Raw genomic sequence first — 25892 nt, forward strand, 5'->3', positions numbered from 1 at the left:
GATTCGACCAATTTTGTTCGTTCTCAAACCCCCGAAAGCGAACTTGGCGAAGTAGAGGACAATCCCACCAACTTAGCCGACGGCGGCTACGATCCCTATTACGGAGATGGATACTCCGACCCCTTTGAGCAGGAAAACGATTTCAACACGACCCTAAGTAATACAGAATTGATTAGACTCAATGATCCGATCAGTGTACAACTTTCCAGTGAATGGAAAAACGCTTATAATCAATCTGTATCGCGGGACTTTAGAATTTCAAATGTTCATGTGAGAAATGTATTCCCGACGATTGAACGGCACGAACAGCTTGCGGCTGTTATAACAGAGGTCGAATTTTGGTTTGTAAATCAAGGTGGTTCCTCAGCTGGCTCCGTATATACTGTCGTAATAATTGATGCAAGCAGTGGGGACATTTTATCGGCGTGCATCACCGCTTAGTGTAAAGTTTCCGATTCAGATTGCAACAGAAACACATATTATAACTACGAAGGCCTCGGGGTAATTCCCCGGGGCCTCATTCTGCTTTAAGGAGGAATTTATCTATGCCCGCAAACGTTGAAACCATGTTCTATGTTCGTGAAAAGCCTTGGCATGGCCTGGGTACGGAAGTGCAGGAGGCGCCCACCTCCGCTGACGCCCTAATTTACGCTGGCCTTGATTGGGATGCATATACCGGACCGAGAGCCCCGTCTGCACGGAGTATTAGCCCCACCCTGCCGGAAAGGAGCCCCACTATTCCACGAGCAGTTTTAGAGGAAAGGCCCTGCCAGCCGAGGCGGCGGGCAGAGCCAGGGATCAGTGATCGCAGTCGGGGATGGGGATACCGTTGGCAGTCAAAACAGTCTCCAGTAATTGAGTGCGATTCAGGTAAAAGTGTAATTCCTCCCGCATGGCATAGAAGATTTCCAAGGATTCCCGTTCCGCTTCACGCAGGATCATCAAATCCAATTCAAGGTCACAGGGGAATCGGAGGGATTGAAGGGGCAGTCAGGCATCCTGCTCAGCGCCTTTGGCGCGGGAAGACTTCAGGCCATTACGTTCCCGCATGGAGACGCGGCCTTCAACCAGGACCTCATAGGCGTTGTGGATGATGCGGTCCATGATTGCCTCGGAAACGGGGCTGCCGGAGTCAGGATTGGGATCAATGCGTGTATACCAGCCCTCAGACTGGTACTGGGTGCAGAAAATCATGGAGCGCTGGCAGCGGGCCTCCACGATTTCCAGCAGGTCATAGGACTCCTGGGGGGAGAGCGGCCGGATGAGCCACTCGTCCAGAATGAGTAGATCCACCTTCTTGTAGGAGGCCAGACACTTCTTCAATTCGCCGCCGCTGCGGGCAATGCTCAGCTCGTCGAGGAGCTCCGGCATACGGACATAGCGGACCTTCTTGAACCGGCGGCAGGCGGCGTTGCCCAAGGCGCAGGCAATGTATGTCTTGCCGTTGCCGGAAGCGCCTTTGAGGATGATGTGGTGGCCCTCGTCCACAAATTTGCAGGTGGAGAAGCGCAGCATCTGAGCCTTGTCCAGCTTTCTGTCCTCGTAGTACGAAATCTCTTCCACCGCAGCGAACGGGGCGGCGAAGTGGGCGTTGTGAATGAGCCGCTTCACCGTGTTGGTCTGGCGGCGGTTCCACTCGGCAGTCACCAGCAGCCCCAGCCGGTCCTCAAAGCCGAGTTCATTGAATGAGGAGTCCTGTAATTGGCTGGACAGCTCCGCCGCCATGGCGGTCATCTTCATTCCAACCAGCATGTCAATGGTTGCCTGGAGTACCATCAGCCCTCGCCTCCCTTCCGGAAATAGGAGGCTCCGCGTGTAATGCCGAAGCGGTTGGAATCGTTGGGCTTGTCCTGCGGGGCTGCTTTCGCGGGCCGGTCCTGGCCGTTTTTCAAGAGGCTGCTAATGTTGCGGACAGAGGGCGCTGCGCTGTACGCAAGGATCCGCCCACAGGCGTTTTCCAGACGCTCTCTGCCATAGCGCTCTCCCAGCTTTGTCAGGCTGGCACAGGCTTTGTAGCCCTGCTCCGGGGCTGTCCCGGAGGTCAGGAAGTGTTGGATCACCTTCTCCGTCATGGGTCCCACAGACATGGCCCAGCGGCTGAAATCGCCGGCGTTATATGTCAGATACTTCTGGTGCGCCAGCGGCATATGCTCCAGCTTTACCAGCGGCTCGCGCTGGATCGTCTGCAAGCGGCGGTGGCTGGCGACACGACTGCCATGGTAGAATACCTCCACCGCAGTCTTTGTCACACGAATATCCACTTTTTCGCCAATCAGGTTGTACGGCACAGAGTACTTGTTCCTGCCGTCAGATACCAGATAATCGTTGGGGACCTTGGCAACGGACCAGACAGCCGCTTCAAAGGGCACAGCAGGCAATGGCAGCATGTACGGTTTCTCTTCCTCCAGCCAGGCGCTGCGGCGTGTGCCCGCCATCCGCTGGAACGGGCGGTTGTTCAGTTCCTCCAGCTTTTCCGCTATGGCCTCGTTCATCTCGCGGATGGAGAAGAACTTCCGCTCACGCAGCGCCGCAATGATCCATGTCTGGGCAAAACGCACAGATGCTTCCGCTGCGCTCTTGTCCTGGGGCTTGCGGACGCGAGCCGGAACGATTGCCGTGCCGTAGTATTCGGCCAGCTCCTGGTAGCTGCGGTTGAGCACAGTCTCGTATCGGGTGTTAGCCGTAGTGGCTGTCTTGCAGTTGTCCGGAATCAGCAGCCGTGTCACACCGCCAAAATACTGGAAGGCATGGACGTGGCAGGACAGCCAGTTCTCTGTCTTCATGTCCTCACAGACCTCCGCATAGGTGTAGCAGCTGCACGGCAGCACGGCCATGAACAAGTACGCCGGGCTCTGTTTACCGGTTACCAGATCATATACCGGAAGGGTATCGCCCGCCCAGTCCACCTGCATGGCGTCTCCCGGCTTGTGCTGGATGCGCATGGTGGCCTTCGTCACCCGCGCCCACCTCCGGTACTTGTCCCCAAACTGCGTGCTCATGTACGGCGTTTCCCCAGCCTCATGGCACTTCCGGCAGTATTCCTCCCACAAAAGCGCCATGGTCACCCCAGGCTTCGCCAGCTCCCGGTGAATGTACGGATAGTCCGGCTCCACATACCGGCACCCGCTCTTATACTTACCAGGGAACAGAATCTCCTCCAGCTCTGCGTTGGTGATGTCATCATCCAGCGGCCACGCGATTTGCTTCTCCTTTGCTGCTTGCAGAACGCTGCGGACGGTGTGCCGCGAACAATGTACCGTTGATTCGATTGTTCGTTGGCTGTGGTTGAGGCTATCCAGTCTCAAGATCTCCAGATAGTTTGGCATGGTGGGACCTCCAATTGATATAGTCACAGTTTCCTGTGCTACGCCAATTATACAGGTCCCTTTCTTTACTTTCGTGGAGTGGGGCTCCCTTCCGGCAGGGTGGGGCTAAAATTCCGTGCAGATGGAGCTGCTGGTCCGGTGTATGCAATGGTGTCTTGGAGGGCCTGATATGGAGTGCTATAATTCATCATTCTTCCGTTGTCTTGGGTGAATATCCAATTTTCTCCTTGCCAGTAATCCCCGACTTGTGAGTGAAACTCGTCTTGGGACTGCCTTAGAGCCAAAAGCCGTTCTGTCAGAGAATGAGGAATAGAGACGGAGCGGCGGGAGGTTTTCGTCTTGGGGATCTTGCACACGGGCTTTCCCGCTACAATGGTTACAGCTTTGGAAACTTGAACAATATCCGTGTCGAAGTCCACATCGCTCCACTGGAGGGCCAATAGTTCCCCCTTTCTTAGCCCGGTGTATATGGCAAGGTAGAACATCACCTTGATTTGCTCTGGAATAGACTTTTCGATTTCATAATCGCCTACAGTATAGGGGATACCAGTATCATCAACCCGTTTATGGCCGCCTACTTGAATTATGTAAGGCTTTTCGATATAATCAAGGAAAACTGCCGTTTGTTCAGGAGTGAAGAACTTCAACTTTTCAGCAGCGTCCTCGCCTTGGAGTCGCACCTTATCGCAGGGATTTGTGTCAATGATCTCCCATTCTGTCGCCGTTCTCAGCATGGAGGAAAGGACATTGCGGGTTTTCATAATGGTGGCTTTGCTGTATCCCCCAGCCTTTCCGTCCTTCCTTGCCCCGTCACGGGTGAGGGAGGCGAAAAACGCATTGATGATATGCGGTTTCAATTCAGACAGCTTCAGATGTCCGAGGGCAGGGAGAATTTTATCGTTCAACTCTTCGGCATACTTTGTTGCGGTGCCTGGTTGTAGGTTTATCTTGGCGTATTCCTCCATCCAGCGGTCAGAAAAATCTTTCAGGGTAATTTTTCGACCATCCATAGCGAAGCCGTTTTTTACACGGCTTTCAAACTGTTGGGCGTACTCCTTCACAGCCTTTTCCCGTTTCTTGGGCGTAAGGCATGGATCGGGCGTGAAGGTTGTGGTTTCAAGTATCTTCTTGCCGTTGATGTCATATCCGCAGGATACGGTGATTTGGTAGCTACCGTTGCGCTCCCGTATGCTGGCCATGATGGATACCTCCGATTTTCGAGTGATAAAGGATCGTCCCCGCCTCGCAGGAGTTCCGCAGGGTGGGGACGGTGACAGATTCAGATTATAGCGGCTGTAAATGTGGTGGAAGAGATTCCCTCCAGAATTTCCAGAACCTTGTTATAGGAGATCAGCGCCTTGTTGCCTGTATGGATAGCGGGAAGTTTCCCTTCCTTTATCCATCTGCGCAGGGCGCATTCGCTGACCCGGTAGCCCTCTTGCATGAGCCGATGATGAACCTCACGAATTGTACCGACTTGACAGACCATAGAATATCATTCCTTTCTCATTGCGTTTTGGCTTATGTGTTTAGTAGTGTTTGGCGCCGTTTTGCAGAGCGGCAAAAGGAAGCTCCAGATAACGCTTTCCATGAATCCTTTTTGCGGCGTTCCGCATTTCTGAGCGGCTTTCCAACACACCTTCTATACAGAGTTCCTTTGTCATTTCTTTACTGGACAGGGAGCCAAGGCTTGTCTTTCTCCGCAGATAGGACAACAGGGTTTCTGTACGGATACATAGGGCGTCCTTTTCAACTACGCAATCTTCGTTGCTGTTCAGCTTCTTGCGTGGTACGATATGAAACGCTCCGTTATGATAGCCTTGGAGGATATACCAGCAAAGATTGCCCTGGGGTACGCTGTTTTGAATACAGCTGACCTTTTTTGCTTGAGCGGACAGTAAGTTTTCAAAGACCTGGGTGGCCTCGCAGATAGCGGATTGATAGTAGGACTGGCTAACAATATCTGCCTCCAAAGCAAACCGATAAAACAGTTCCGTACTCCACAGCAGGAGTATTTTGGAGGTTTCCAGCCTGGCTTCGTCATTACCTGTTATGGAAGCGAGCTGACGGCTAAGGGCCAGCAACTCGGCGTCTATGTGAGGCAGGAGCCAAACCATCCAGGCTCGAAACGCTTTGGCTGCGGCTATTCGGTCTGTTGCCAGACCATCACGCATTGGTTTGGTTAGTTGCACTTCAATGATGCGGGTCAGATCAGAGGCCGCTGTCAGGGGGATTTCCCCTGTAAAAGCGACACCGCTTTGACAGTCATAGGTTCCGCCGTCTGGAAGCATGGCTGCGGTTTTTCGTGTTCCGCCGTTTGTGGCAAAGCGCAGCACCTCCGCCATGAGTTTTTGCCGTTCCCGCTGAACGGATGGGGTGCTGCCCTTTGCCAGATCATCAACTAATATTACCTGATCCCGATACTCGCTGATTTCTCTGATTACGCCTTTAGCGGTCGAATTGGCGTCCAATTTGCCGCAGGGCTTAGATAGAACACCGTCTGTTATGTCATACAACAGGCAATAGCGGGAAACCAACATGGTCTTGCCATAGCCCTGCTGTCCTGCGACATACAAGGCCGGGAAGGTTGTCAACCCGAGGGCGGTAACTTGGGAACGCATGGAGCAGAGTAGCGTGTATGAGAATGTGGGCCAGACCGTGAGGGGGGTGCGTTCGATCTCCCGAATCAACCTTGTAATTGCTGACTTCTCACTTTCAACCCTATCACCGGCCAGATGAATTGAGGAAATTGCCGGGTGAACTGTGATAATGTGTTCGCTGCAGTTGCCTAATATCTCGCTCCCAGCTACGAATATCCATGTGCCATCGTATAGCTGGTTTAGACCAAAGCTACGGCAAAATAACCCATGGTCTTTTGATGTGGTTGCCATGTGGATAATATGAGCATCGATTGAACTGTAATTGCTTGTGCTTAGAACACGGCAAGTTGGGATAGAGCTGAGGATTTGCGCCGAAATAGATTGGCGGGGGTCTACGATTAGATCGTAAGTACAGTCGGGTGCTTCAATGCGTAGTTCAATGGCCTCCAACCGGGTGCAAGTGCTTATATCGCGCAGCGGCTTTGCATGGGTAACGTCAAAATTGGCAATCGGGAATCCTCCAGACTGCAATCCTTCCTGTGGTAAGGTAATGTCAGTCACTCAGATCATCACCGCCTTTTTCGTAAGACGAAGAATGATTCGGGCGGGTTGCCATTGTTTTGAAGAAGCATTTTTGTAAACTGGAGTTCGGTTTCCGCCTTACAGCGTTTGTTATGCTCCTTAGCGAGTTTTTTCTGATATTTCAGTTTGTATTCCATCTCCCTCAGTTTTCGTTTGAGCTTTTTTGTTTTTCCCTTTTTTTGGCCGCTTTTCTTGTTTGGTTCGGTATATCTGGGAAACTCGCCATTTATTTCTGCCATAGAATCTCCTCCCTCAAATTGGCGTACCTCAATATTACACAAACATCCGCCCAATGTCAAGACATTGAATTACACAAGAATACAAGTAATTTCAAAGTGTAAACTTGTACAATATTACTTTGCTTTCTGTGCAAAAATATGATATGATATATGTACGGTAGGGAAGTGAACTTAGAAAACTGCTATTAAGGGAGGAAACGAAGATATGCCGATTGCATACAAGAAAAATATTTTGGAAGAACTGAAGAACCATGGTTACAATACGAATAGATTGCGTAAAGAGAGGTTGTTAGCGGAAGGCGTGCTTCAATCCTTGCGTGAGGGCAAGGCGATATCATTGCAAAATATTGGTAAGATTTGCGATTTGCTAAAATGTGAACCGGGAGATATTTTAGTAATGGTAGATGAAGAAGGCCGTGATGCGGATGGTTTTTTACATTTAAACTACAGACAAGGTATAAGGAAAAACAAGGAGTAGATATTTACCGCAACGTTAGAGAGTTGAGTACAGGTGTGGTAGTGTTGTGAAAACGTGGGAAATGTGGGAGTTCCCCACGTTTCCCACATTTTTATGGCAAAATTGCTGGCTACACTAAATTTTCTATCGGATGAATCCCATACACATCATCGACATAATAAGCCCCGGTGAAGAAATTGAAGATCCGCCGTACACCGAACGCCGTTGACCTCGGCCAGATACAGGTTATCGCCAATGCACCTGATAATCTCGGCCTCGCCCAGTACATGACAGTCATGCTCCTTGTCCTTCAGACTGTGGATATACGCCTGGACTTTCATGGCCAAATCCTCCCGTCTCAGTCGTTAGCAGCTTTGGCCCGACAATAAAAGTTTTCCATGCAGCTAACGGCAACAGCCTTCGGCATCTTCAAACGTTGGGCGGCCTCACGCAGCGCAAAGCCATCCACCAGGAAGCTAATAATTTTTGCCTCTTTCGGCGTGGCAACGCTCACCACCTGCTCCAGAAGGGCCTTGTCCTCGATCTGCCGCTCCGTATCCTGCTTTGGGTCTTGGACATTCATGTCGTCCAGGCTGATAATGTAAGCGCAGCGTTTGGCACATGCATTGTACTCGCCATCCCGGAGGATGGAATCCTTCATGGCCTGGAACGCCATCGCCTTGAACTTCACTCCGGCGGGCGGGTTGCGGAAATACTGCTGCACAGCGGAGAGATAGCCGAAAATCACGATGTCATAAAAATCATCCATCGGGAGGCGTTTACAGCGGAGAAAGTCAATCACCAGTTCATGGTGCTGCTCCGCAAACCCCCGTTCCTCTTTTATCATAGGACGCAAGGCTCTCATTGTGTTCAACTCCTTTCAGTGATAGGGCATAAAGGGCATAATAAGAGGGCATAGCTTGTTTTATTTAGCTGGCCTCCGCCAACTCCGGCACCAACTGAGCGGCGTTCACGATCTCCATGAACTGCTGTGCGTAGGTTTTGGCGTTGGCGGCCTCCTCCGGGGTGAGGACGCTGACCGCCTCGAAGTTAAACAGGGCGTATGGCTTGCCCTGCTTGCTGGTGGCTTTCTCCAAGGTGATCCTGGTGACAATGCTGTTGATAGGCCGCAGGGTACTCAGCAGCCGGGTAGAGTATTTCAGGAACCTGGGCTTGCTGGTCACGGGAACCCGTACCAGCAGCGGGATGATATTGTCGGGCCGCAGCAGGAACAGCAGCACCGATTCCTTGCAGGCTTTGGCGTTGCTCTCGCCGTCCTTGGAACCGAAGTCGTTGTAGGGACAGTGAGCGCACGCTTTTCCGTCAAAGGAAATAATGCTGTTCTGGCTCATGCAGACGGGCGGCGTACCCTCCACCGGGTCAGGGGTATCCCAATAGGCCCGGGGCGTGGTGTAGTCCAGGACGATCCCAACCAGCTCCTTTTCCGCTTCATTCCCGGCCAGCCCCGGCACTTCAAACACCGTGGAGCCACCGGACGGACTTTTGACCAAATCGAACAGGTCGAGGGTCAGGGGCTGGCTTTTCAGGTTGGCCCGGATGATGTCAAGAGCGTTGCTGGTCAGGGCCAGATAAGCGGAGTTCGCAGGGGCCAGCGAGGTATCGGGAGCAGCGGCCACTTCTCCGGGCTGCTGCAACTCCTGAATCTTCCCGCTTATGCGGCCTTTGAGTGCTGTGTTGTCCATGATGAACCTCCTTTAGCTTGCCGCTTTGATGGTGAAACGGCGGTACGATGATTTGTTGGCGTACTTCTTATACAAAGTCGGGTGTTCCGCTTTCAGGGTCTTACTGTCCAACCGCTCCTGAGACACGCTTTTCCAAGTGATGACACGGCCCCCGGCGGTGCCGACCTCATTCTCGCCCATCATTTCTTTCAGCAGATTTTCGGCCTTATGCTTTTGCTCGGTGACGATCTCCAACTGTTCACAGGCATCGTCATACTGGGCCAGAAGAGCGGAGGCGGCGTCGGGGAGCGTAATTTGAGACTTGGGCTTGCCGTTGGGGAATCGCTCGGACAGGAACCTGGTCGAAGCGTCCGAGCCGTCCAGCGGCGGGGGCGTGAGGTCTTGCACATGATTCCAGAAAGCGGCCTCCAACTCAATGAGCATGGAGATCAATTCCTCGTCACGCTCCACGAATTTCCAGCGGAAGGTATTGCCGCCGATCAGCACGGCGATATAGGCCCCGGCATACCCGGTAACGGCCATGTAGTGCTGGATTTGAAGTTGGTATTCATCCGGGATGGTGTCCTCCCATTCGCCAGCCTTGTAGGCGGAGGCTGTCTTGGCCTCGAAAATACACGTCCCAACGTCCGGGACTTCACAGATACCGTCCAGATTCGCCAGCATGAAGGGGTGTTCCTCGCTCTGGAGAAGATGCTTGAACTGCTTGACCTCGATTCCGGTGCGCTTGGTGAACTCGGCCCGGACAAACGGTTCCAACTGCGTACCCCAGTAAGCGGCCTCCCCGGCCTCCTGGGGCGGGAGCTGGTCGGTCTTATCCAGCCACAGCTCCACGGGGGACTTGTAGCGGTTGATCCCGCAGACTACAGAAGCGTCCGAACCGCCGATGCCCTGCTTGCGGTACTCCAGCCAGTCCGCATAGGGCAGATTTTCGGTAGAAACTAAAATGTTCGCTGGCATATCAAAACCTCACTTTCATCAAAATAGGGACAGGGGACGCACAGCCACAGGCCGCACGCCCTCTATATGTCCATTTACACATCATGCCGCCGCCAGCACCATTTTGTATGCCTTGTCGATCATGGGGTTGCCCTCCACCGTCCGCAGGAACAGGTTCTCGTTGTAGTTCTTGGTCTTGCGGATGGGATTAGAGTGTGTGGCAAAATCGCTGACAGCGTTGACAAAGCGGTAGCCATTCTTGCCCACGCTGGACAGGTCGGGAGCGTCCCAGTACCGCATTTTCATGTCCTCCAGCAGACGCAGATTGTTCTTGCGCTGGACTTCCGGCATATCAGCAGTGACAGGGAAGAACTCCTGCATGAGCTCCATGATCTTCCGGTCAGGCAGTTTGATCTGGGACAGGGTATCAATGCCCCGGCCCAGCTCGCTCATGTACTTCTCGGCCAACCCAAGGGTTTCCTCGGCCTCATGGACACGGAGCATGACGTTCTCGGTGTGCTTGGTAGTCCAGATACGCTTTGCGCTGTTGAGGGCCAGATTAAGGGTGTTCTGGCAGACAACACGGATGGGGGTCATAGCGACTTTGATACCGGAGCTGCCATCGTGGGAGTTCATCACCACCAGATAGGGGGCAATCTCGTCCCCTGCGATGATGTAGCGGTGGGACATACGAGCCAGCATCCAGACCTTGCGGCCTCCCTGCAAGGCCCCGGCAGTCTCGTAGGTCACGCCAGCCCCCAGCAGGTCATCGGTAAACTGGAAAGCGTCCTCGTTCTGCACCACTTTGTAGCGGTCGGACACGATACCCAAGGGAGCGTTGTCGGTGCTGCGGAGATTGGCCTTGTAGCCAGCGATCAGGGAGCCATCTCCAGTGTAAACGTCCGTCTGGACGACCTCCCAATTGCATACACCGGACCAGCAGCTCCATCTGCACGGAATTTTAGCCCCACCCTGCCGGAAGGGAGCCCCACTCCACGAAAGTAAAGAAAGGGACCTGTATAATTGGCGTAGCACAGGAAACTGTGACTATATCAATTGGAGGTCCCACCATGCCAAACTATCTGGAGATCTTGAGACTGGATAGCCTCAACCACAGCCAACGAACAATCGAATCAACGGTACATTGTTCGCGGCACACCGTCCGCAGCGTTCTGCAAGCAGCAAAGGAGAAGCAAATCGCGTGGCCGCTGGATGATGACATCACCAACGCAGAGCTGGAGGAGATTCTGTTCCCTGGTAAGTATAAGAGCGGGTGCCGGTATGTGGAGCCGGACTATCCGTACATTCACCGGGAGCTGGCGAAGCCTGGGGTGACCATGGCGCTTTTGTGGGAGGAATACTGCCGGAAGTGCCATGAGGCTGGGGAAACGCCGTACATGAGCACGCAGTTTGGGGACAAGTACCGGAGGTGGGCGCGGGTGACGAAGGCCACCATGCGCATCCAGCACAAGCCGGGAGACGCCATGCAGGTGGACTGGGCGGGCGATACCCTTCCGGTATATGATCTGGTAACCGGTAAACAGAGCCCGGCGTACTTGTTCATGGCCGTGCTGCCGTGCAGCTGCTACACCTATGCGGAGGTCTGTGAGGACATGAAGACAGAGAACTGGCTGTCCTGCCACGTCCATGCCTTCCAGTATTTTGGCGGTGTGACACGGCTGCTGATTCCGGACAACTGCAAGACAGCCACTACGGCTAACACCCGATACGAGACTGTGCTCAACCGCAGCTACCAGGAGCTGGCCGAATACTACGGCACGGCAATCGTTCCGGCTCGCGTCCGCAAGCCCCAGGACAAGAGCGCAGCGGAAGCATCTGTGCGTTTTGCCCAGACATGGATCATTGCGGCGCTGCGTGAGCGGAAGTTCTTCTCCATCCGCGAGATGAACGAGGCCATAGCGGAAAAGCTGGAGGAACTGAACAACCGCCCGTTCCAGCGGATGGCGGGCACACGCCGCAGCGCCTGGCTGGAGGAAGAGAAACCGTACATGCTGCCATTGCCTGCTGTGCCCTTTGAAGCGGCTGTCTGGTCCGTTGCCAAGGTCCCCAACGATTATCTGGTATCTGACGGCAGGAACAAGTACTCTGTGCCGTACAACCTGATTGGCGAAAAAGTGGATATTCGTGTGACAAAGACTGCGGTGGAGGTATTCTACCATGGCAGTCGTGTCGCCAGCCACCGCCGCTTGCAGACGATCCAGCGCGAGCCGCTGGTAAAGCTGGAGCATATGCCGCTGGCGCACCAGAAGTATCTGACATATAACGCCGGCGATTTCAGCCGCTGGGCCATGTCTGTGGGACCCATGACGGAGAAGGTGATCCAACACTTCCTGACCTCCGGGACAGCCCCGGAGCAGGGCTACAAAGCCTGTGCCAGCCTGACAAAGCTGGGAGAGCGCTATGGCAGAGAGCGTCTGGAAAACGCCTGTGGGCGGATCCTTGCGTACAGCGCAGCGCCCTCTGTCCGCAACATTAGCAGCCTCTTGAAAAACGGCCAGGACCGGCCCGCGAAAGCAGCCCCGCAGGACAAGCCCAACGATTCCAACCGCTTCGGCATTACACGCGGAGCCTCCTATTTCCGGAAGGGAGGCGAGGGCTGATGGTACTCCAGGCAACCATTGACATGCTGGTTGGAATGAAGATGACCGCCATGGCGGCGGAGCTGTCCAGCCAATTACAGGACTCCTCATTCAATGAACTCGGCTTTGAGGACCGGCTGGGGCTGCTGGTGACTGCCGAGTGGAACCGCCGCCAGACCAACACGGTGAAGCGGCTCATTCACAACGCCCACTTCGCCGCCCCGTTCGCTGCGGTGGAAGAGATTTCGTACTACGAGGACAGAAAGCTGGACAAGGCTCAGATGCTGCGCTTCTCCACCTGCAAATTTGTGGACGAGGGCCACCACATCATCCTCAAAGGCGCTTCCGGCAACGGCAAGACATACATTGCCTGCGCCTTGGGCAACGCCGCCTGCCGCCGGTTCAAGAAGGTCCGCTATGTCCGTATGCCGGAGCTCCTCGACGAGCTGAGCATTGCCCGCAGCGGCGGCGAATTGAAGAAGTGTCTGGCCTCCTACAAGAAGGTGGATCTACTCATTCTGGACGAGTGGCTCATCCGGCCGCTCTCCCCCCAGGAGTCCTATGACCTGCTGGAAATCGTGGAGGCCCGCTGCCAGCGCTCCATGATTTTCTGCACCCAGTACCAGTCTGAGGGCTGGTATACACGCATTGATCCCAATCCTGACTCCGGCAGCCCCGTTTCCGAGGCAATCATGGACCGCATCATCCACAACGCCTATGAGGTCCTGGTTGAAGGCCGCGTCTCCATGCGGGAACGTAATGGCCTGAAGTCTTCCCGCGCCAAAGGCGCTGAGCAGGATGCCTGACTGCCCCTTCAATCCCTCCGATTCCCCCTGTGACCTTGAATTGGATTTGATGATCCTGCGTGAAGCGGAACGGGAATCCTTGGAAATCTTCTATGCCATGCGGGAGGAATTACACTTTTACCTGAATCGCACTCAATTACTGGAGACTGTTTTGACTGCCAACGGTATCCCCATCCCCGACTGCGATCACTGATCCCTGGCTCTGCCCGCCGCCTCGGCTGGCAGGGCCTTTCCTCTAAAACTGCTCGTGGAATAGTGGGGCTCCTTTCCGGCAGGGTGGGGCTAATACTCCGTGCAGACGGGGCTCTCGGTCCGGTATATGCAACCATTACTCGTTACAATAAGGACAAGCCCACCGAACAGCAGCTTCCCCACATTCCTTTCCATGGGTTGCGTCACACTTCGGCCACGCTCTTGATTGCCAGCCAGCAGGATGTTAAAACTGTCTCTACACGGCTTGGACATTCACAGACCTCTACAACCATGAATATCTACGCTCACGCTCTCCAAGAAAGTGACCGCAAGGCTGCCGATGCCCTTGAAACTTTGCTGGAAAAGCACTCTCAGTAGCCAAAAATCCCGCTGTAGTAGTCAACCGAACTCTACAGCGGGATTTATTTAATCAAAAGCCTCGAAGGCTATTGGCACTAAGAACTTTTCTGGAAACTTTTTAAAGTTGAATTGGAGTTTTACCCTCAACATTCACCGTGTAGATTTTCCTTCATCTTTTCCTAGATGGCGCCCCGCACAAAATCCAAGAATTAATAACTCAATAGCCTGGGCATCCAAATTCCGGAATTTAAGTGCATAAAAGAAACTATTCAGAAAATTCCGGTAAATAGTAAGGGTTTCGTCTACTATAGGTGCCGCTACATCATCTGACAAAAAGTACGATGAAATCAAGGACATAATAAACTTTTCATTTATAAACGTTAAGGTATCATCCTCTTGACTATCTACAGAAATTTGCAATGGTCTTCTCTTCAAAATCCAATGTGCCTTATAAGCAAGGTCTTTAATATCATTGATATTTTGAATCTTATGAAAAGACTTTAAGCGAGAAACATCAGAGTAATAATCCAAAACAGCGTGGGTAAGCAGTCTAGTATTAACAACCACTACATCTTCTGCGTGCAATCTTCTTATAAATTCTTTACATTGCAACAACAGACATGAAATCTGTTCTTGAATCTCCTGCTCCCCAAATTCTGCAATCAGCTCATCATATTTCCCATAAACAGCCTGAATATTAATCATAGATTTCCGCACCTTCACACTCCATTAACAAGGAAAAATTGCGGGTCTTTAAATATCGTAAATACTGTTGCAAATACATCCCTCGTTTGCGGACTAAATCAGGATTATCATTATGCAGAGTATGCCGTCTGATGTTTCCATTTTTTATCTGTTCCATCGACTTAGTCCCTTGATTTTTGAGTTCCTCAGGGACAAGATCTAAAACCCGCTCTTTCATTGTTACCCCTCCTAATATAATTTAGTTTCTACTGTTCCAACACTTCATCTTCCACTCCCTTTAATGTTTTTTGATTCACCGATATATTCAGTTGCTCATCAACATTCTCAATTTTAATTGCTGATTGAGTCTCCCGATCTTCTCGCTCTTCCATCAAAAAATCAGGCACGTCCCTATACGAAAACCCTCCACTAGGCTCTTTCTTCACTTCATGCTTAAAATAATCACTCATTTCATCCGCAAGCCCAGCAAGCCTATTCAGCAACTTCGAGTATTGAACCAAACATTTACTATCCTTATAGAGGGGGTAGAGGACATCGTGATCAACCTCACCCCAAGCTTCCTCAAAAATACTACGCACTTGAACCTCTATATAATATCCGCCATATTTTATGATATAATGTATCGACCGATAATAGCCTCTCTCACTTTCTAATTTTATCCCGGAAATCCCTACATAAAAATGCTCATCATCTCCGGGACGAATATACACTTTCGGTCGCTCTGCGATATAAGTACGGCTTATATCTTCAACAAATGAACTTAAATAAGTATCATCAGACAGATAGTTTGCCTCATTGTTTTCAAATTTACTCAACAAAAAATTATGAACTTTAATCCAATCTGACTTATAAACTATCAAAAGCCGCACACCAATTAAATCAGTAATAAACTTATAGTAATTCTCGGCATTAAGCCCTCGATATTTTGCATCATTGTTACTTTTTTTCCGAATAATCTTTTCGATCAGGTGATAGGCATCTTTACATCGGGAGGAGACAGAATGAACACCTGGCACATTTTTTAAAAAAACTTCGGATAAAAAATCATTTCTAACACGCTCAATTTCATCATCATAAATAGAGAGATAATGCCTATAAATCTTCGTGTATTCATCAACCGTCAAACCAGATGCACGAATATTATCATCTGTAATATGAAACCTCCGCTTCAACTCTTCAAGAGAAAACTCTTGTTGATTCAATTATAGCCACCACTTTTCTCTCTAACTCATACATAAAATTTCATCGAACTTAGTAGTCAAATAGTAGTCATTCAACAGTACCGCAAAGAAATTCTTATAAATCAAAAGCCTTGTATCTGCTAAGACACAAGGCTTTTAGCTGGAGCTGCTATCCAGATTTGAACTGGAGACCTCATCCTTACCAAGGATGCGCTCTACCGACTGAGCTATAGCAGCATAAATGGCGACGCGGAAGGGACTTGAACCCTCGACCTCCGGCGTGACAGGCCGGCGTTCTAACCAACTGAACTACCGCGCCATTTCTAATATTGAAACAGAAAAATCTGTAACTCACATGGCAGGGGCAGAAGGAATCGAACCCTCGGCACGCGGTTTTGGAGACCGCTGCTCTACCTGCTGAGCTATACCCCTAAATATGGTGGGCCTTCACGGGCTCGAACCGTGGACCGGCCGGTTATGAGCCGGCTGCTCTAACCAACTGAGCTAAAGGCCCATGGCCGTGACACCTTATTTTGGAAAGAACGGCTTGCCGTCAAAATCTGGCGGCAAGCCGCTTTTGGCGCCACCTGTTGGACTCGAACCAACGACCCTGCGGTTAACAGCCGCATGCTCTACCGACTGAGCTAAGGAGGCATAAGAAAAGGGTCCGGCCCAGCGGGCTGGACCCTTTGTGTTGGCATTACCTATCTTCCCGGTCCGTCTCCAGACAAGTATTTTCGGCAGAAACGAGCTTAACTTCCGTGTTCGGAATGGGAACGGGTGGACCCTCGCCCTAATCAACACCAACTACACTTTCTTCGAAAAGAAAGTAAGCAAAGAAAAAATCTATTTTTCTCTCCTTACCGTCTTTTCAACAGTAAACATTATACCCAATTCTCGCAAAAAGTCAAGAAAAACTTTTTAAAATTGGTGACCCGTACGGGAATCGAACCCATGTTTGCGGCGTGAGAGGCCGCCGTCTTAACCGCTTGACCAACGGGCCATATGGTGCGCCTTCAGGGATTCGAACCCGGGACCCACTGATTAAGAGTCAGTTGCTCTACCAACTGAGCTAAAGGCGCATCTGCGCTTCCTGCGCCCTGAAAACCGAACAGTGAAACAACTTTCCATCGCTTGCAAGCGCCTGCATTCTCCATGCTCATAACCAATTGTAGGTCAAGCCCTCGGCTTATTAGTATCGGTCAGCTACACACGTTACCGTGCTTCCACCTCCGACCTATCAACGACATAGTCTACGTCGAGCCTTACTCCTTAAAGGATGAGAGATCTTATCTTAGGGGGAGTTTCACGCTTAGATGCTTTCAGCGTTTATCTCGTCCAGACGTAGCTACCCAGCTGTGCCCTTGGCAGGACAACTGATGCACCAGAGGTCTGTCCATCCCGGTCCTCTCGTACTAAGGACAGCTCCCTTCAAATCTCTTACGCCCGCAACAGATAGGGACCGAACTGTCTCACGACGTTCTGAACCCAGCTCGCGTGCCACTTTAATCGGCGAACAGCCGAACCCTTGGGACCGAATTCAGCCCCAGGATGTGACGAGCCGACATCGAGGTGCCAAACCTCCCCGTCGCTGTGGACGCTTGGGGGAGATCAGCCTGTTATCCCCAGGGTAGCTTTTATCCGTTGAGCGACGGCACTTCCACTTGCATACCGCCGGATCACTAACTCCAACTTTCGTTACTGCTCCACCCGTCGGTGTCGCAGTTAGGCTCGTTTATGCGTTTACACTCACTGCACGATTTCCGTCCGTGCTGAACGAACCTTTGAGCGCCTCCGTTACCTTTTAGGAGGCGACCGCCCCAGTCAAACTGCCCACCTAACAGTGTCCCCCGACCGGATTCACGGCCGCAGGTTAGAAAACCAGTAAATCAAGGGTGGTATCCCAAGGTTGACTCCACGCGACCTAACGGCCTCGCTTCCAAGTCTCCCACCTATCCTGTACATCATTTACCAATCCTCAGTATTAAGCTACAGTAAAGCTCCATGGGGTCTTTCCGTCTAGTTGCGGGTAACCGGCATCTTCACCGGTACTACAATTTCGCCGGGTGGGCTGTTGAGACAGCGCCCAAATCGTTACGCCATTCGTGCGGGTCAGAACTTACCTGACAAGGAATTTCGCTACCTTAGGACCGTTATAGTTACGGCCGCCGTTTACTGGGGCTTCAATTCAGACCTTCGCTTGCGCTAAGCCCTCCTCTTAACCTTCCAGCACCGGGCAGGCGTCAGCCCATATACGTCATCTTTCGATTTAGCATAGACCTGTGTTTTTGGTAAACAGTCGCTTGGGCCTATTCTCTGCGGCCCCCATTACAGGGGCTCCCCTTATCCCGAAGTTACGGGGTAATTTTGCCGAGTTCCTTAACAACCCTTCTCCCGTTGGCCTTAGGATCCTCTCCTCATCTACCTGTGTCGGTTTGCGGTACGGGCACCTTAGCATTCCCCAGAACTTTTCTCGCCTCGTCATTCTCCGGCTTCCCTACTTAATTTCGGTCCCTTTCGCCCGGGTCAACCAACGCCCGGGTCCGGATAGCTCCAAGTGTCCTTCTGGTTTAAGTTTCGGTGGCTACGGAATTTCAACCGTATGTGCATCGACTACGCCTCTCGGCCTCGCCTTAGCCCCCGGCTTACCTTGGGCGGACGAACCTTCCCCAAGAAACCTTAGATTTTCGGCCATTATGATTCCCACATAATTCTCGCTACTCATTCCGGCATTCTCACTCGAATACAGTCCACCAGTGCTTCCGCTCTGACTTCACCCCGTATTCGACGCTCCCCTACCACGCATTGCTGCATCCCAAGCTTCGGTTACATGCTTAGCCCCGTTACATTTTCCGCGCAGAGTCACTCGACCAGTGAGCTATTACGCACTCTTTTAATGAGTGGCTGCTTCTAAGCCAACATCCTGGTTGTTTTCGCAACTCCACATCGTTTTCCACTTAGCATGTATTTGGGACCTTAGCTGTGGGTCTGGGCTGTTTCCCTTTTGACCACGAGACTTATCTCACGTAGTCTGACTGCTGATCATCAATTAGCCGGCATTCAGAGTTTGATAGGGTTCAGTAACTTTATCAGCCCCTAGCCCATTCAGTGCTTTACCTCCGGTAATCTAAATCAACGCTAGCCCTAAAGCTATTTCGGGGAGAACCAGCTATCTCCAAGTTCGATTAGAATTTCTCCGCTATCCACAGGTCATCCGCCACCATTGCAACGGGGGTCGGTTCGGTCCTCCATGGAGTTTTACCTCCACTTCAACCTGCCCATGGATAGGTCACCTGGTTTCGGGTCTATTGCACACGACTTTTTCGCCCTATTCAGACTCGCTCTCGCTTCGCCTTCAGTGCTTAACACCTTAAGCTTGCCACGTACAATAACTCGCCGGACCGTTCTACAAAAAGTACCTCATCACACCTTAACGTGCTCTGAGTGCTTGTAAGCACAAGGTTTCAGGTTCTATTTCACTCCCCTCCCGGGGTCCTTTTCACCTTTCCCTCACGGTACTGCTCCTCTATCGGTCATCAAGTAGTATTTAGGGTTGGAGGGTGGTCCCCCCTGTTTCCCACAGGGTTTCACGTGTCCTGCGGTACTCTGGATCCTGACTGGTCTAAATCAGTTTTCGACTACGGGGCTCTCACCCGCTATGGCCGGCCTTCCCATACCGTTCGTCTAACCTATTAAACCGTTATATCAGTCCACAACCCCGGAGGATAAATCCTCCGGTTTGCCCTCTTCCGCGTTCGCTCGCCACTACTAGCGGAATCTCTGTTGATTTCTCTTCCTCGCCCTACTTAGATGTTTCAGTTCAGGCGGTTCCCCACCTACGCCTATTTGATTCAACGCAGGTTGACAGAGTATTGCTCTGCCGGGTTTCCCCATTCGGTGATCCGTGGATATAACGCTTATGTGCAGCTCCCCACGGCTTATCGCAGCTTGTCACGACCTTCTTCGGCTCTTGATGCCAAGGCATTCCCCTTGCGCTCTTTATAGCTTGACCTATCATCTCTTTTCAGAGATATTGGTTCTCACAAGAATTATGCAGGCCTCAGATTTGGTTCATTGTAGTTTTTGTGTTACCCTTTTTTAAAGTTCCACGTTTAAAACTTTGTTACCTCTCTGTTGCTTGCTCGCAATTTCTTGCTTTGCTTCACTGTTCAGTTTTCAAGGTGCAGGCTCCAACCTCTTTCGAGGTCAGATCGAAATGCTCACCCTATTGGACGAACACTTCGATCCAATCTCAATGGTGGAGGTTATCGGATTCGAACCGGTGACCCCCTGCTTGCAAAGCAGGTGCTCTACCAGCTGAGCTAAACCCCCGTACCGCTTAAGTTGGGTGGTGGGCCCAAGTGGACTCGAACCACCGACCTCACGATTATCAGTCGTGCGCTCTAGCCAGCTGAGCTATGGGCCCGTCGGACACCGCTCTCCTGTGCGGCGTGCGCCCTCTAAATTAAACAACGTGACATCCACTCTGCTCCTGAAGGCTGACCTAGGATTTTTACGAACAGCTGCTTGCTGCTCGAGGTCTCCTTAGAAAGGAGGTGATCCAGCCGCTCGTTCTCGAACGGCTACCTTGTTACGACTTCACCCCAATTATCGAACCCACCTTCGGCCGCGCCCCCCTTGCGGTTAGGCTACGGACTTCGGGTGTTCCCGACTCTCATGGTGTGACGGGCGGTGTGTACAAGGCCCGGGAACGTATTCACCGCGGCATGCTGATCCGCGATTACTAGCGATTCCAACTTCACGCAGGCGGGTTGCAGCCTGCGATCCGAACTGGGATGGCTTTTAGGGATTTGCTCCGCCTCGCGGCATTGCTTCCCTCTGTTGACCACCATTGTAGTACGTGTGTGGCCCAGGACATAAGGGGCATGATGATTTGACGTCGTCCCCACCTTCCTCCGTTTTGTCAACGGCAGTCTCGCTAGAGTGCTCTTGCGTAGCAACTAACAATAAGGGTTGCGCTCGTTGCGGGACTTAACCCAACATCTCACGACACGAGCTGACGACAACCATGCACCACCTGTCACCACAGTCCCCGAAGGGAAGGATGTATCTCTACATCTGTCCGTGGGATGTCAAGCCCTGGTAAGGTTCTTCGCGTTGCTTCGAATTAAACCACATACTCCACCGCTTGTGCGGGCCCCCGTCAATTCCTTTGAGTTTCAACCTTGCGATCGTACTCCCCAGGTGGGATACTTATTGTGTTAACTGCGGCACGGAGGGGGTCAGTCCCCCCACACCTAGTATCCATCGTTTACAGCGTGGACTACCAGGGTATCTAATCCTGTTTGCTCCCCACGCTTTCGCGCCTCAGCGTCAGTTGCTGTCCAGCAGACCGCCTTCGCCACTGGTGTTCCTCCTAATATCTACGCATTTCACCGCTACACTAGGAATTCCGTCTGCCTCTCCAGTACTCAAGAAAAACAGTTTCAAATGCAGGCCACAGGTTGAGCCCATGGTTTTCACATCTGACTTGCTTTCCCGCCTACACGCCCTTTACACCCAGTAAATCCGGATAACGCTTGCCACCTACGTATTACCGCGGCTGCTGGCACGTAGTTAGCCGTGGCTTATTCCTCAGGTACCGTCACTTGCTTCGTCCCTGAGAAAAGAAGTTTACAACCCGAAAGCCTTCTTCCTTCACGCGGCGTTGCTGGGTCAGGCTTGCGCCCATTGCCCAATATTCCCCACTGCTGCCTCCCGTAGGAGTCTGGGCCGTGTCTCAGTCCCAATGTGGCCGGCCAACCTCTCAGTCCGGCTACTGATCGTCGCCTTGGTGGGCCGTTACCCCGCCAACTAGCTAATCAGACGCGAGTCCATCTCAGAGCGATAAATCTTTGGCAGCCAGAGCCATGCGACTCAGCTGCATTATGCGGTATTAGCACAAATTTCTCTGTGTTATTCCCCACTCCAAGGCAGGTTACTCACGCGTTACTCACCCGTCCGCCACTAAACAGTCCTCTCAGTTGTCCGAAAACTCCTTCAAGGGTGTTCCGTTCGACTTGCATGTGTTAAGCACGCCGCCAGCGTTCATCCTGAGCCAGGATCAAACTCTCAATAAAATGGTATCTATACGGGCCTTTCAGCCCGAATAAATCACTCTTATTGAAGCTATTCCTTGCTTCTTAGAAATTAATTGACGTTGTCCAAACAAGCTTTTTTCAAAGCTCACTTAACAACCAATCCTTCTGGTGCTTCGTGTTTGTCTCGTTGTTTAATTTACAAGGTGCACACCGCTCTCGTTCGGCGGCGGGGATTATCTTACCACATCGTTTTCGCTTTGTCAAGCACTTTTTTCAGATTTTTTTAATCTTTTTTGCGCTCTCATTCGCTGCTCCGCTGTGGCTGCCGCTCTTGCCGGGCGACTTGCATAGATTACCACTCCTGCCGCTTTTTGTCAAGCGTTTTTTTCAGGTTTTTTTATTTTTTTTCAGATTTTTTCTGTTCATCAATATCTTCGGTCCGAATCAGAACGCACCCACAAGATATGCCTTATTTCGCCCTTTTTCGAAGCAGCCTTTCCACTGCCAGCAGCAGCGCTGGCAGGAGGACGCCCAAAATCAAATTGACCGCAGGGACCAACTGCCGGTTCCAGGTTTCCGCATCTCCCAGAGCGGGAAACAGCAGCAGCGCCCCCGCCGTACCCAGCACAGCCGCTCCCCAGGGGACCCAGGGCAGCGCTCTCCCTGGCAGGAACTCGGCCGCCATTGCCCGGACCGCGAAGATCAGGATACCTCCCATAGTCAGGTCGGCAAAGGTCCACAGGGCGGTGACCACCCCCTCCACCCGCTGGAAGGCCCCCTCCACACCTATGCTTTTGGCCAGCGCGAAAAAGGGATTGTCCAGGCGGGCCGCCAACCGCACCCCCAGATTGCCCAGGATCACGGCCTGCGCCGCCGCCAGGAGCAGAGCTCCCCCCAGTCCCCAGAACAGCCAGTGCCAATTTTTCTTCTCCCCTTGGTCCCGCACGTTCCCCATCAGGAAGGGGAGGAACAGTCCCCAGCCCATTACGCCGGCGGCGGACAGGGCCGCCTGAAGCACTGGCCCGGCCGGCTGCCACCACAGCGGCAGGAGCCGTTCCGGTTTCGCCTGAACCAGCGAGAGCAGGAGCACCGTCCCCGCCGTCACCAGCAGGGCCGCTAAAAAGAGCTGTCCCGCCCGGGCAAAGGCGGCCAGCTTCCCCCGGCCGATCCACAGCAGTACCGCCGCCGCTGCCAGCAGAAAAAACCACAGCGCGCCGTCCCGCTCCCCCGAGTTCAGCAGCCGCTGGGCGCACAGCCGCAGGCGGAGGGCCAGCAGGAGCAGCCCCCATACTATATATAATAGCAGCGCCGCCCCGCCGGCCCATTTCCCCAGCCCTCCGGTTATGCTCCGGGCCAGACCATCTTGGCCCGCCAGCGAGCCCATGATCCACCCCGCCGCCAGCACCAGCGGCGCGGCCAGCACTACGGCCAGCCACGCGCCCTTTCCTGCTCCCGACAGGAGCAGGGCTGGCAGCAGCTCCGCGGCGGGCGCCATGACCCCGGCCCACAGCAGGGCCATAAGCTGTGTCCTGGAGATTTTTTCCTCTTCCATAGTTCCTCCCGCTTTATTTGTGGACGGTCACCTGGACCTGAAGCTCCACCGGCAGCTCTGCGAACCGGTCCGCCCAGTCCCTTTGGACCCTCTGCCACAGCGCCGGGCGGGCGATGCCAGCCCTGGCCCCCAGGCCGGTGCAGTCTGTCCCCAGCTCCTGCAGCCGCTCCAGCGCCGCCTCCAGGCGAAGGCGCTCCCGCTGCTCCAGCCCGGTCTTCAGGGCCTGCACCGCCGCCTCGTCCGGATGCCTCTGATACTCCGACAGGCGCGCTTCCACCCTGCAGGTCAGCTTCAGCCCCGAGAGGACGCCTCCCTGCACCTCCAGCTCACTTTTGGTGCTGGCGGACACGACCTTGACGGACACCCGGTTTTGGGCCAGCTCTGCCTCCAAAACATCCGCCGAGGGGCCTCCGGCCAGCAGCTCCAGCCCCTTTGCCGCCTCACCGTCCAGAAAGCCAACCAGTCTGTCCCCGTTCAGGACTCCGTAGCCCCGCTCTGTCAGGACGGCGGTCTCATCCCCGGCAGGGGAGAGGGCGGGGACAAAGGCGGACCCCAGCTCCAGCAGGTCGGTGTAGACCTCCCCGGCGGTCCGCGTTATGGAGGCGATCCCCATATCGCTGTCCGTCTGGAGGGTCTCCAGACGGCTGTCCACCCCCTTGTCTCCGCCGGAGGAGACCGCCTCGCGGGCCGCGGCCCCCCGGACCAGCCACAGCTGCGCCCCCAGGCCCAGCTCCGCGTCCCGCGAAAAGTAGTCCAGCACCGGCTGGACTCCCCGCTCGGCCAGCTCCTGTCCAAGGAGGAGCTGGTCCACATAGCCGAAAAAGACGTAGCTGTCGCTCTGACCCTGCATGGCCAGGCAGGCCCCGCTGAGGGACTCCCGGTCCGCTGACAGAATCAGGGCGGGCTCGTCCTCCGCCTGGAGACCCTTGGCCCGGGGGCCGGTGGAGCCGGTGACCGCCACACCATTGGCCGCCGCGTCGATCCCCATGGTGCGCAGAAGTGCCATGTCCCCCATTTCCCGAGCGGCAGGCAGTCCGGAGCAGCCAGTCAGCAGCAGGCTCAGCGCCAGCGGCGCCATCCACCCTCGTTTCATCGCTGATTCCTCCTGTTTTGGGTCTTCACCGCGCCGTCCCGCCACTTCATTCTGGGCAGAGGCAGGCGGAACAGGCTGGGGTGGCCTCTGGGCACCCGGGTCCCGGTGGTGAAGGGCGCCAGATAGGGCACGCCGAAGGACTCCAGTCCCGCCAGATGGTAGATGAGGGCGGCGCAGCCCAGGGCCAGGCCGGTCAGTCCGCCCAAGCTGGCCAGAATGGCCAACAGGAACCGCCACAGCCGCAGGGCGCTGCCGAAGTCCTGGGAGGGCATGGTGTACCCTGCGATCCCGGCGATGGCCACTGCTATGAGGACGGCGGGGGAGACGATGTGGGCATCCACCGCCGCGTTGCCCACCACCAGTCCCCCCAGGATGGAGACAGTGGAGCCGATGGGGGTGGGCAGACGGAGGCCCGCCTCCTGGACCACCTCAAAGGCCAGGAGCATGATGAGCACCTCAAAGATGGTAGAGAAGGGGACCTCCTGCTTGGCGGCCACAATGGACAGGGCCAGCTTGGGCGGGATGGCCTCCGGGTGAAAGGTGACCAGGGCGATATACAGCCCCGGCACCAGCAGGGTGATTAGGGCGCACAGCCAGCGGACGACGCTCAGGGCGGAGGCCGCCAGCCAGTGGTAGGCCCGGTCCTGTCCGGTCTTGAAAAACTGGTCGATGGTGCCGGGGAGCACCCAGCCCAGGGGGATGCCGTCGGCAAACAGGCCCACCCGGCCCTCCAGAAGGCCCTGGCAGAAGCGGTCGGGCCGCTGGGTGTAGGGCATGAGGGGGAAGGGGGATCGTTCGCTGTCCACCAGATATTCCTCCAGATTCCCTGCCGCCTCCACGCCGTCGATGTCGATGGCGTCCAGCCGCTCCTCCAGCAGGGCCACCGTATCCGGGTCGGCGATGCCGTCGATCCACAGCACGTCCACCGGGGTGAGGGACTGCCGGCCCACAATGTGCTCCCGGATCTTCAGCTCCGGGGCCCGCAGGCGGCGGCGGATCAGGGAGGTGTTGGTGCGCAGGCTCTCCACAAAGGAGTCCCTGGCCCCCTTCAGGGCGGGCTCATTCTCCGGCTCGCCCACCGACCGCTTCTCCTCGGTGGCCACGGGGAAGACCAGGCAGTCGTCCCTGCCCTCCAGGAAGAGGGCGCAGCTGCCGTTGATCAGGGCGAAGACCACCGGATCGGCCTCCGTCTCCCGCTTGGCCCCGTGGGCGTAGAGCGCCCCCTTTTCCAGCAGGTCGAAGAGCTGGCTCTCGGGGACGGTGGCCAGTGCGGGGTCCTGGGCCAGGGGGCGCAGGACATAGTCGTTCAGCCGCTCCGACCGGGCTTGGCCGTCAATGTAGCACACCACCGCCTTGCGCCCGCTGTCCCCGTGGAGGTAGACCTCCCGCTTGGAGAAGTCCGCGCAGTCCGAGAAAACCTCCTCCAGCCGGGCCAGGGACAGTGGGCCGGGAATGCGGGGCTCCTGCCTGGGGTGGGGCGCGTTGGCTTCACGTTGTCTGGACATAAAAACGCCCTCCT

23 protein-coding genes, 9 tRNA genes and 3 rRNA genes are annotated in these 25892 nt (G+C 54.1%); 5 read left to right on the forward strand and 30 right to left on the reverse strand.

Going from position 1 to position 25892, the window contains the following annotated elements:
• Window positions 1–798 precede the first annotated feature (798 nt).
• From VV088_RS17065 to VV088_RS17095, 7 genes are all read right to left on the reverse strand, one after another.
• A complete protein-coding gene (locus VV088_RS17065; protein WP_334601892.1) occupies window positions 799–942 on the reverse strand; it encodes a hypothetical protein in 144 nt (47 codons plus the stop codon).
• Between the two features lie 48 nt (window positions 943–990).
• Entirely contained in the window at window positions 991–1776 is a 786-nt protein-coding gene (locus tag VV088_RS17070; RefSeq protein ID WP_334598923.1) for an ATP-binding protein, read from the reverse strand.
• The gene (gene istA / locus VV088_RS17075) at window positions 1776–3326 is read right to left on the reverse strand and encodes an IS21 family transposase (RefSeq protein WP_161845261.1); all 1551 of its coding nucleotides are present in this window, start codon (window positions 3324–3326) and stop codon (window positions 1776–1778) included. Before istA (VV088_RS17075) ends, VV088_RS17070 begins: the two co-directional genes overlap by 1 nt.
• A gap of 65 nt (window positions 3327–3391) precedes the next feature.
• Window positions 3392–4525 (reverse strand): tyrosine-type recombinase/integrase, encoded by a 1134-nt coding sequence (locus VV088_RS17080; RefSeq protein ID WP_334601893.1) that lies wholly within the window; start codon window positions 4523–4525, stop codon window positions 3392–3394.
• Window positions 4526–4605: 80 nt separating this feature from the next.
• Window positions 4606–4815, reverse strand: coding sequence for a hypothetical protein (locus VV088_RS17085; protein ID WP_334601894.1), 210 nt, complete (start codon window positions 4813–4815; stop codon window positions 4606–4608).
• Window positions 4816–4855: 40 nt separating this feature from the next.
• Window positions 4856–6487: a hypothetical protein gene (locus VV088_RS17090; RefSeq protein WP_334601895.1), complete on the reverse strand. Its 1632-nt coding sequence runs from the start codon at window positions 6485–6487 to the stop codon at window positions 4856–4858.
• 8 nt (window positions 6488–6495) lie between these two features.
• Entirely contained in the window at window positions 6496–6747 is a 252-nt protein-coding gene (locus VV088_RS17095; RefSeq protein ID WP_334601896.1) for a hypothetical protein, read from the reverse strand.
• 205 nt (window positions 6748–6952) lie between these two features.
• Here VV088_RS17095 and VV088_RS17100 point away from each other — a divergent pair, with 205 nt between their 5' ends.
• On the forward strand, window positions 6953–7225 hold the full coding sequence (locus VV088_RS17100) for a helix-turn-helix domain-containing protein (RefSeq protein ID WP_334601897.1): 273 nt from the start codon (window positions 6953–6955) through the stop codon (window positions 7223–7225).
• Between the two features lie 146 nt (window positions 7226–7371).
• On the opposite strand, the gene VV088_RS17105 is transcribed toward VV088_RS17100, so the two are convergent.
• From VV088_RS17105 to VV088_RS17125, 5 genes are all read right to left on the reverse strand, one after another.
• Window positions 7372–7545: a hypothetical protein gene (locus tag VV088_RS17105; RefSeq protein ID WP_334601898.1), complete on the reverse strand. Its 174-nt coding sequence runs from the start codon at window positions 7543–7545 to the stop codon at window positions 7372–7374.
• 17 nt (window positions 7546–7562) lie between these two features.
• Window positions 7563–8069 carry a hypothetical protein gene (locus VV088_RS17110; protein WP_334601899.1) on the reverse strand — a complete coding sequence of 169 codons (507 nt, stop codon included), beginning with the start codon at window positions 8067–8069 and terminating at the stop codon, window positions 7563–7565.
• Between the two features lie 64 nt (window positions 8070–8133).
• Window positions 8134–8907, reverse strand: a complete 774-nt coding sequence (locus VV088_RS17115) for a hypothetical protein (protein WP_334601900.1) — start codon at window positions 8905–8907, stop codon at window positions 8134–8136.
• A gap of 12 nt (window positions 8908–8919) precedes the next feature.
• A complete protein-coding gene (locus VV088_RS17120) occupies window positions 8920–9864 on the reverse strand; it encodes a YqaJ viral recombinase family nuclease (protein ID WP_334601901.1) in 945 nt (314 codons plus the stop codon).
• Between the two features lie 81 nt (window positions 9865–9945).
• Window positions 9946–10878: a DUF932 domain-containing protein gene (locus VV088_RS17125; RefSeq protein ID WP_442913170.1), complete on the reverse strand. Its 933-nt coding sequence runs from the start codon at window positions 10876–10878 to the stop codon at window positions 9946–9948.
• A gap of 35 nt (window positions 10879–10913) precedes the next feature.
• Here VV088_RS17125 and istA (VV088_RS17130) point away from each other — a divergent pair, with 35 nt between their 5' ends.
• From istA (VV088_RS17130) to VV088_RS17145, 4 genes are all read left to right on the forward strand, one after another.
• Window positions 10914–12464, forward strand: coding sequence for an IS21 family transposase (istA, locus tag VV088_RS17130; RefSeq protein ID WP_161845261.1), 1551 nt, complete (start codon window positions 10914–10916; stop codon window positions 12462–12464).
• Window positions 12464–13249, forward strand: coding sequence for an ATP-binding protein (locus VV088_RS17135; protein ID WP_334598923.1), 786 nt, complete (start codon window positions 12464–12466; stop codon window positions 13247–13249). The genes istA (VV088_RS17130) and VV088_RS17135 overlap by 1 nt, the downstream gene beginning before the upstream one ends.
• Window positions 13242–13442 (forward strand): hypothetical protein, encoded by a 201-nt coding sequence (locus VV088_RS17140; protein ID WP_334598924.1) that lies wholly within the window; start codon window positions 13242–13244, stop codon window positions 13440–13442. Before VV088_RS17135 ends, VV088_RS17140 begins: the two co-directional genes overlap by 8 nt.
• A gap of 83 nt (window positions 13443–13525) precedes the next feature.
• Window positions 13526–13819 carry a tyrosine-type recombinase/integrase gene (locus VV088_RS17145; RefSeq protein ID WP_334601902.1) on the forward strand — a complete coding sequence of 98 codons (294 nt, stop codon included), beginning with the start codon at window positions 13526–13528 and terminating at the stop codon, window positions 13817–13819.
• Between the two features lie 132 nt (window positions 13820–13951).
• Here the strand turns inward: VV088_RS17145 and VV088_RS17150 are convergent, their stop codons facing one another.
• The 18 genes from VV088_RS17150 to VV088_RS17235 form a co-directional block, all read right to left on the reverse strand.
• Window positions 13952–14506 carry a hypothetical protein gene (locus VV088_RS17150; RefSeq protein ID WP_334601903.1) on the reverse strand — a complete coding sequence of 185 codons (555 nt, stop codon included), beginning with the start codon at window positions 14504–14506 and terminating at the stop codon, window positions 13952–13954.
• Complete coding sequence (locus VV088_RS17155; protein WP_334601904.1) at window positions 14499–14723, reverse strand: hypothetical protein; 225 nt, start codon at window positions 14721–14723, stop codon at window positions 14499–14501. The genes VV088_RS17150 and VV088_RS17155 overlap by 8 nt, the downstream gene beginning before the upstream one ends.
• A 28-nt stretch (window positions 14724–14751) precedes the next feature.
• Window positions 14752–15708 carry a RelA/SpoT domain-containing protein gene (locus VV088_RS17160; protein ID WP_334601905.1) on the reverse strand — a complete coding sequence of 319 codons (957 nt, stop codon included), beginning with the start codon at window positions 15706–15708 and terminating at the stop codon, window positions 14752–14754.
• A 140-nt stretch (window positions 15709–15848) separates the two neighbouring features.
• Window positions 15849–15924, reverse strand: a tRNA-Thr gene (locus VV088_RS17165).
• Between the two features lie 5 nt (window positions 15925–15929).
• Window positions 15930–16006: transfer RNA gene (locus tag VV088_RS17170), tRNA-Asp, on the reverse strand.
• Window positions 16007–16043: 37 nt separating this feature from the next.
• A tRNA-Trp gene (locus tag VV088_RS17175) sits at window positions 16044–16119 on the reverse strand.
• A gap of 5 nt (window positions 16120–16124) precedes the next feature.
• A tRNA-Ile gene (locus VV088_RS17180) sits at window positions 16125–16201 on the reverse strand.
• Between the two features lie 64 nt (window positions 16202–16265).
• Window positions 16266–16341, reverse strand: a tRNA-Asn gene (locus VV088_RS17185).
• A 38-nt stretch (window positions 16342–16379) separates the two neighbouring features.
• A 5S ribosomal RNA gene (gene rrf / locus VV088_RS17190) occupies window positions 16380–16495 on the reverse strand.
• A gap of 120 nt (window positions 16496–16615) precedes the next feature.
• Window positions 16616–16690: transfer RNA gene (locus VV088_RS17195), tRNA-Glu, on the reverse strand.
• Window positions 16691–16693: 3 nt separating this feature from the next.
• Window positions 16694–16769: transfer RNA gene (locus tag VV088_RS17200), tRNA-Lys, on the reverse strand.
• A 90-nt stretch (window positions 16770–16859) separates the two neighbouring features.
• Window positions 16860–19699 (reverse strand): 23S ribosomal RNA (locus VV088_RS17205).
• A 244-nt stretch (window positions 19700–19943) separates the two neighbouring features.
• Window positions 19944–20019, reverse strand: a tRNA-Ala gene (locus VV088_RS17210).
• A gap of 17 nt (window positions 20020–20036) precedes the next feature.
• Window positions 20037–20113 (reverse strand) — tRNA-Ile (locus VV088_RS17215).
• Window positions 20114–20236: 123 nt separating this feature from the next.
• Window positions 20237–21767, reverse strand: a 16S ribosomal RNA gene (locus VV088_RS17220).
• Together the 16S, 23S and 5S rRNA genes with 9 tRNA genes alongside form the textbook arrangement of a ribosomal RNA operon.
• Window positions 21768–22197: 430 nt before the next feature.
• Complete coding sequence (locus VV088_RS17225) at window positions 22198–23280, reverse strand: GerAB/ArcD/ProY family transporter (protein WP_334601906.1); 1083 nt, start codon at window positions 23278–23280, stop codon at window positions 22198–22200.
• 13 nt (window positions 23281–23293) lie between these two features.
• Entirely contained in the window at window positions 23294–24373 is a 1080-nt protein-coding gene (locus VV088_RS17230; RefSeq protein ID WP_334601907.1) for a Ger(x)C family spore germination C-terminal domain-containing protein, read from the reverse strand.
• On the reverse strand, window positions 24370–25878 hold the full coding sequence (locus VV088_RS17235) for a spore germination protein (RefSeq protein WP_334601908.1): 1509 nt from the start codon (window positions 25876–25878) through the stop codon (window positions 24370–24372). The genes VV088_RS17230 and VV088_RS17235 overlap by 4 nt, the downstream gene beginning before the upstream one ends.
• Between the last annotated feature and the right edge of the window lie 14 nt (window positions 25879–25892).

It is taken from the genome of Lawsonibacter sp. JLR.KK007 (assembly GCF_036941135.1).
Classification (GTDB): Bacteria; Bacillota; Clostridia; order Oscillospirales; family Oscillospiraceae; genus Lawsonibacter.

Coding starts and splice junctions, on each gene's coding strand:
- VV088_RS17065 (WP_334601892.1), bottom strand. CDS start 942: ATGATCCTGCGTGAAGCGGAACGGGAATCCTTGGAAATCTTCTATGCC.
- VV088_RS17070 (WP_334598923.1), bottom strand. CDS start 1,776: ATGGTACTCCAGGCAACCATTGACATGCTGGTTGGAATGAAGATGACC.
- istA (WP_161845261.1), bottom strand. CDS start 3,326: ATGCCAAACTATCTGGAGATCTTGAGACTGGATAGCCTCAACCACAGC.
- VV088_RS17080 (WP_334601893.1), bottom strand. CDS start 4,525: ATGGCCAGCATACGGGAGCGCAACGGTAGCTACCAAATCACCGTATCC.
- VV088_RS17085 (WP_334601894.1), bottom strand. CDS start 4,815: ATGGTCTGTCAAGTCGGTACAATTCGTGAGGTTCATCATCGGCTCATG.
- VV088_RS17095 (WP_334601896.1), bottom strand. CDS start 6,747: ATGGCAGAAATAAATGGCGAGTTTCCCAGATATACCGAACCAAACAAG.
- VV088_RS17100 (WP_334601897.1), top strand. CDS start 6,953: ATGCCGATTGCATACAAGAAAAATATTTTGGAAGAACTGAAGAACCAT.
- VV088_RS17105 (WP_334601898.1), bottom strand. CDS start 7,545: ATGAAAGTCCAGGCGTATATCCACAGTCTGAAGGACAAGGAGCATGAC.
- VV088_RS17110 (WP_334601899.1), bottom strand. CDS start 8,069: ATGAGAGCCTTGCGTCCTATGATAAAAGAGGAACGGGGGTTTGCGGAG.
- VV088_RS17115 (WP_334601900.1), bottom strand. CDS start 8,907: ATGGACAACACAGCACTCAAAGGCCGCATAAGCGGGAAGATTCAGGAG.
- VV088_RS17120 (WP_334601901.1), bottom strand. CDS start 9,864: ATGCCAGCGAACATTTTAGTTTCTACCGAAAATCTGCCCTATGCGGAC.
- istA (WP_161845261.1), top strand. CDS start 10,914: ATGCCAAACTATCTGGAGATCTTGAGACTGGATAGCCTCAACCACAGC.
- VV088_RS17135 (WP_334598923.1), top strand. CDS start 12,464: ATGGTACTCCAGGCAACCATTGACATGCTGGTTGGAATGAAGATGACC.
- VV088_RS17140 (WP_334598924.1), top strand. CDS start 13,242: ATGCCTGACTGCCCCTTCAATCCCTCCGATTCCCCCTGTGACCTTGAA.
- VV088_RS17150 (WP_334601903.1), bottom strand. CDS start 14,506: ATGATTAATATTCAGGCTGTTTATGGGAAATATGATGAGCTGATTGCA.
- VV088_RS17155 (WP_334601904.1), bottom strand. CDS start 14,723: ATGAAAGAGCGGGTTTTAGATCTTGTCCCTGAGGAACTCAAAAATCAA.
- VV088_RS17225 (WP_334601906.1), bottom strand. CDS start 23,280: ATGGAAGAGGAAAAAATCTCCAGGACACAGCTTATGGCCCTGCTGTGG.
- VV088_RS17230 (WP_334601907.1), bottom strand. CDS start 24,373: ATGAAACGAGGGTGGATGGCGCCGCTGGCGCTGAGCCTGCTGCTGACT.
- VV088_RS17235 (WP_334601908.1), bottom strand. CDS start 25,878: ATGTCCAGACAACGTGAAGCCAACGCGCCCCACCCCAGGCAGGAGCCC.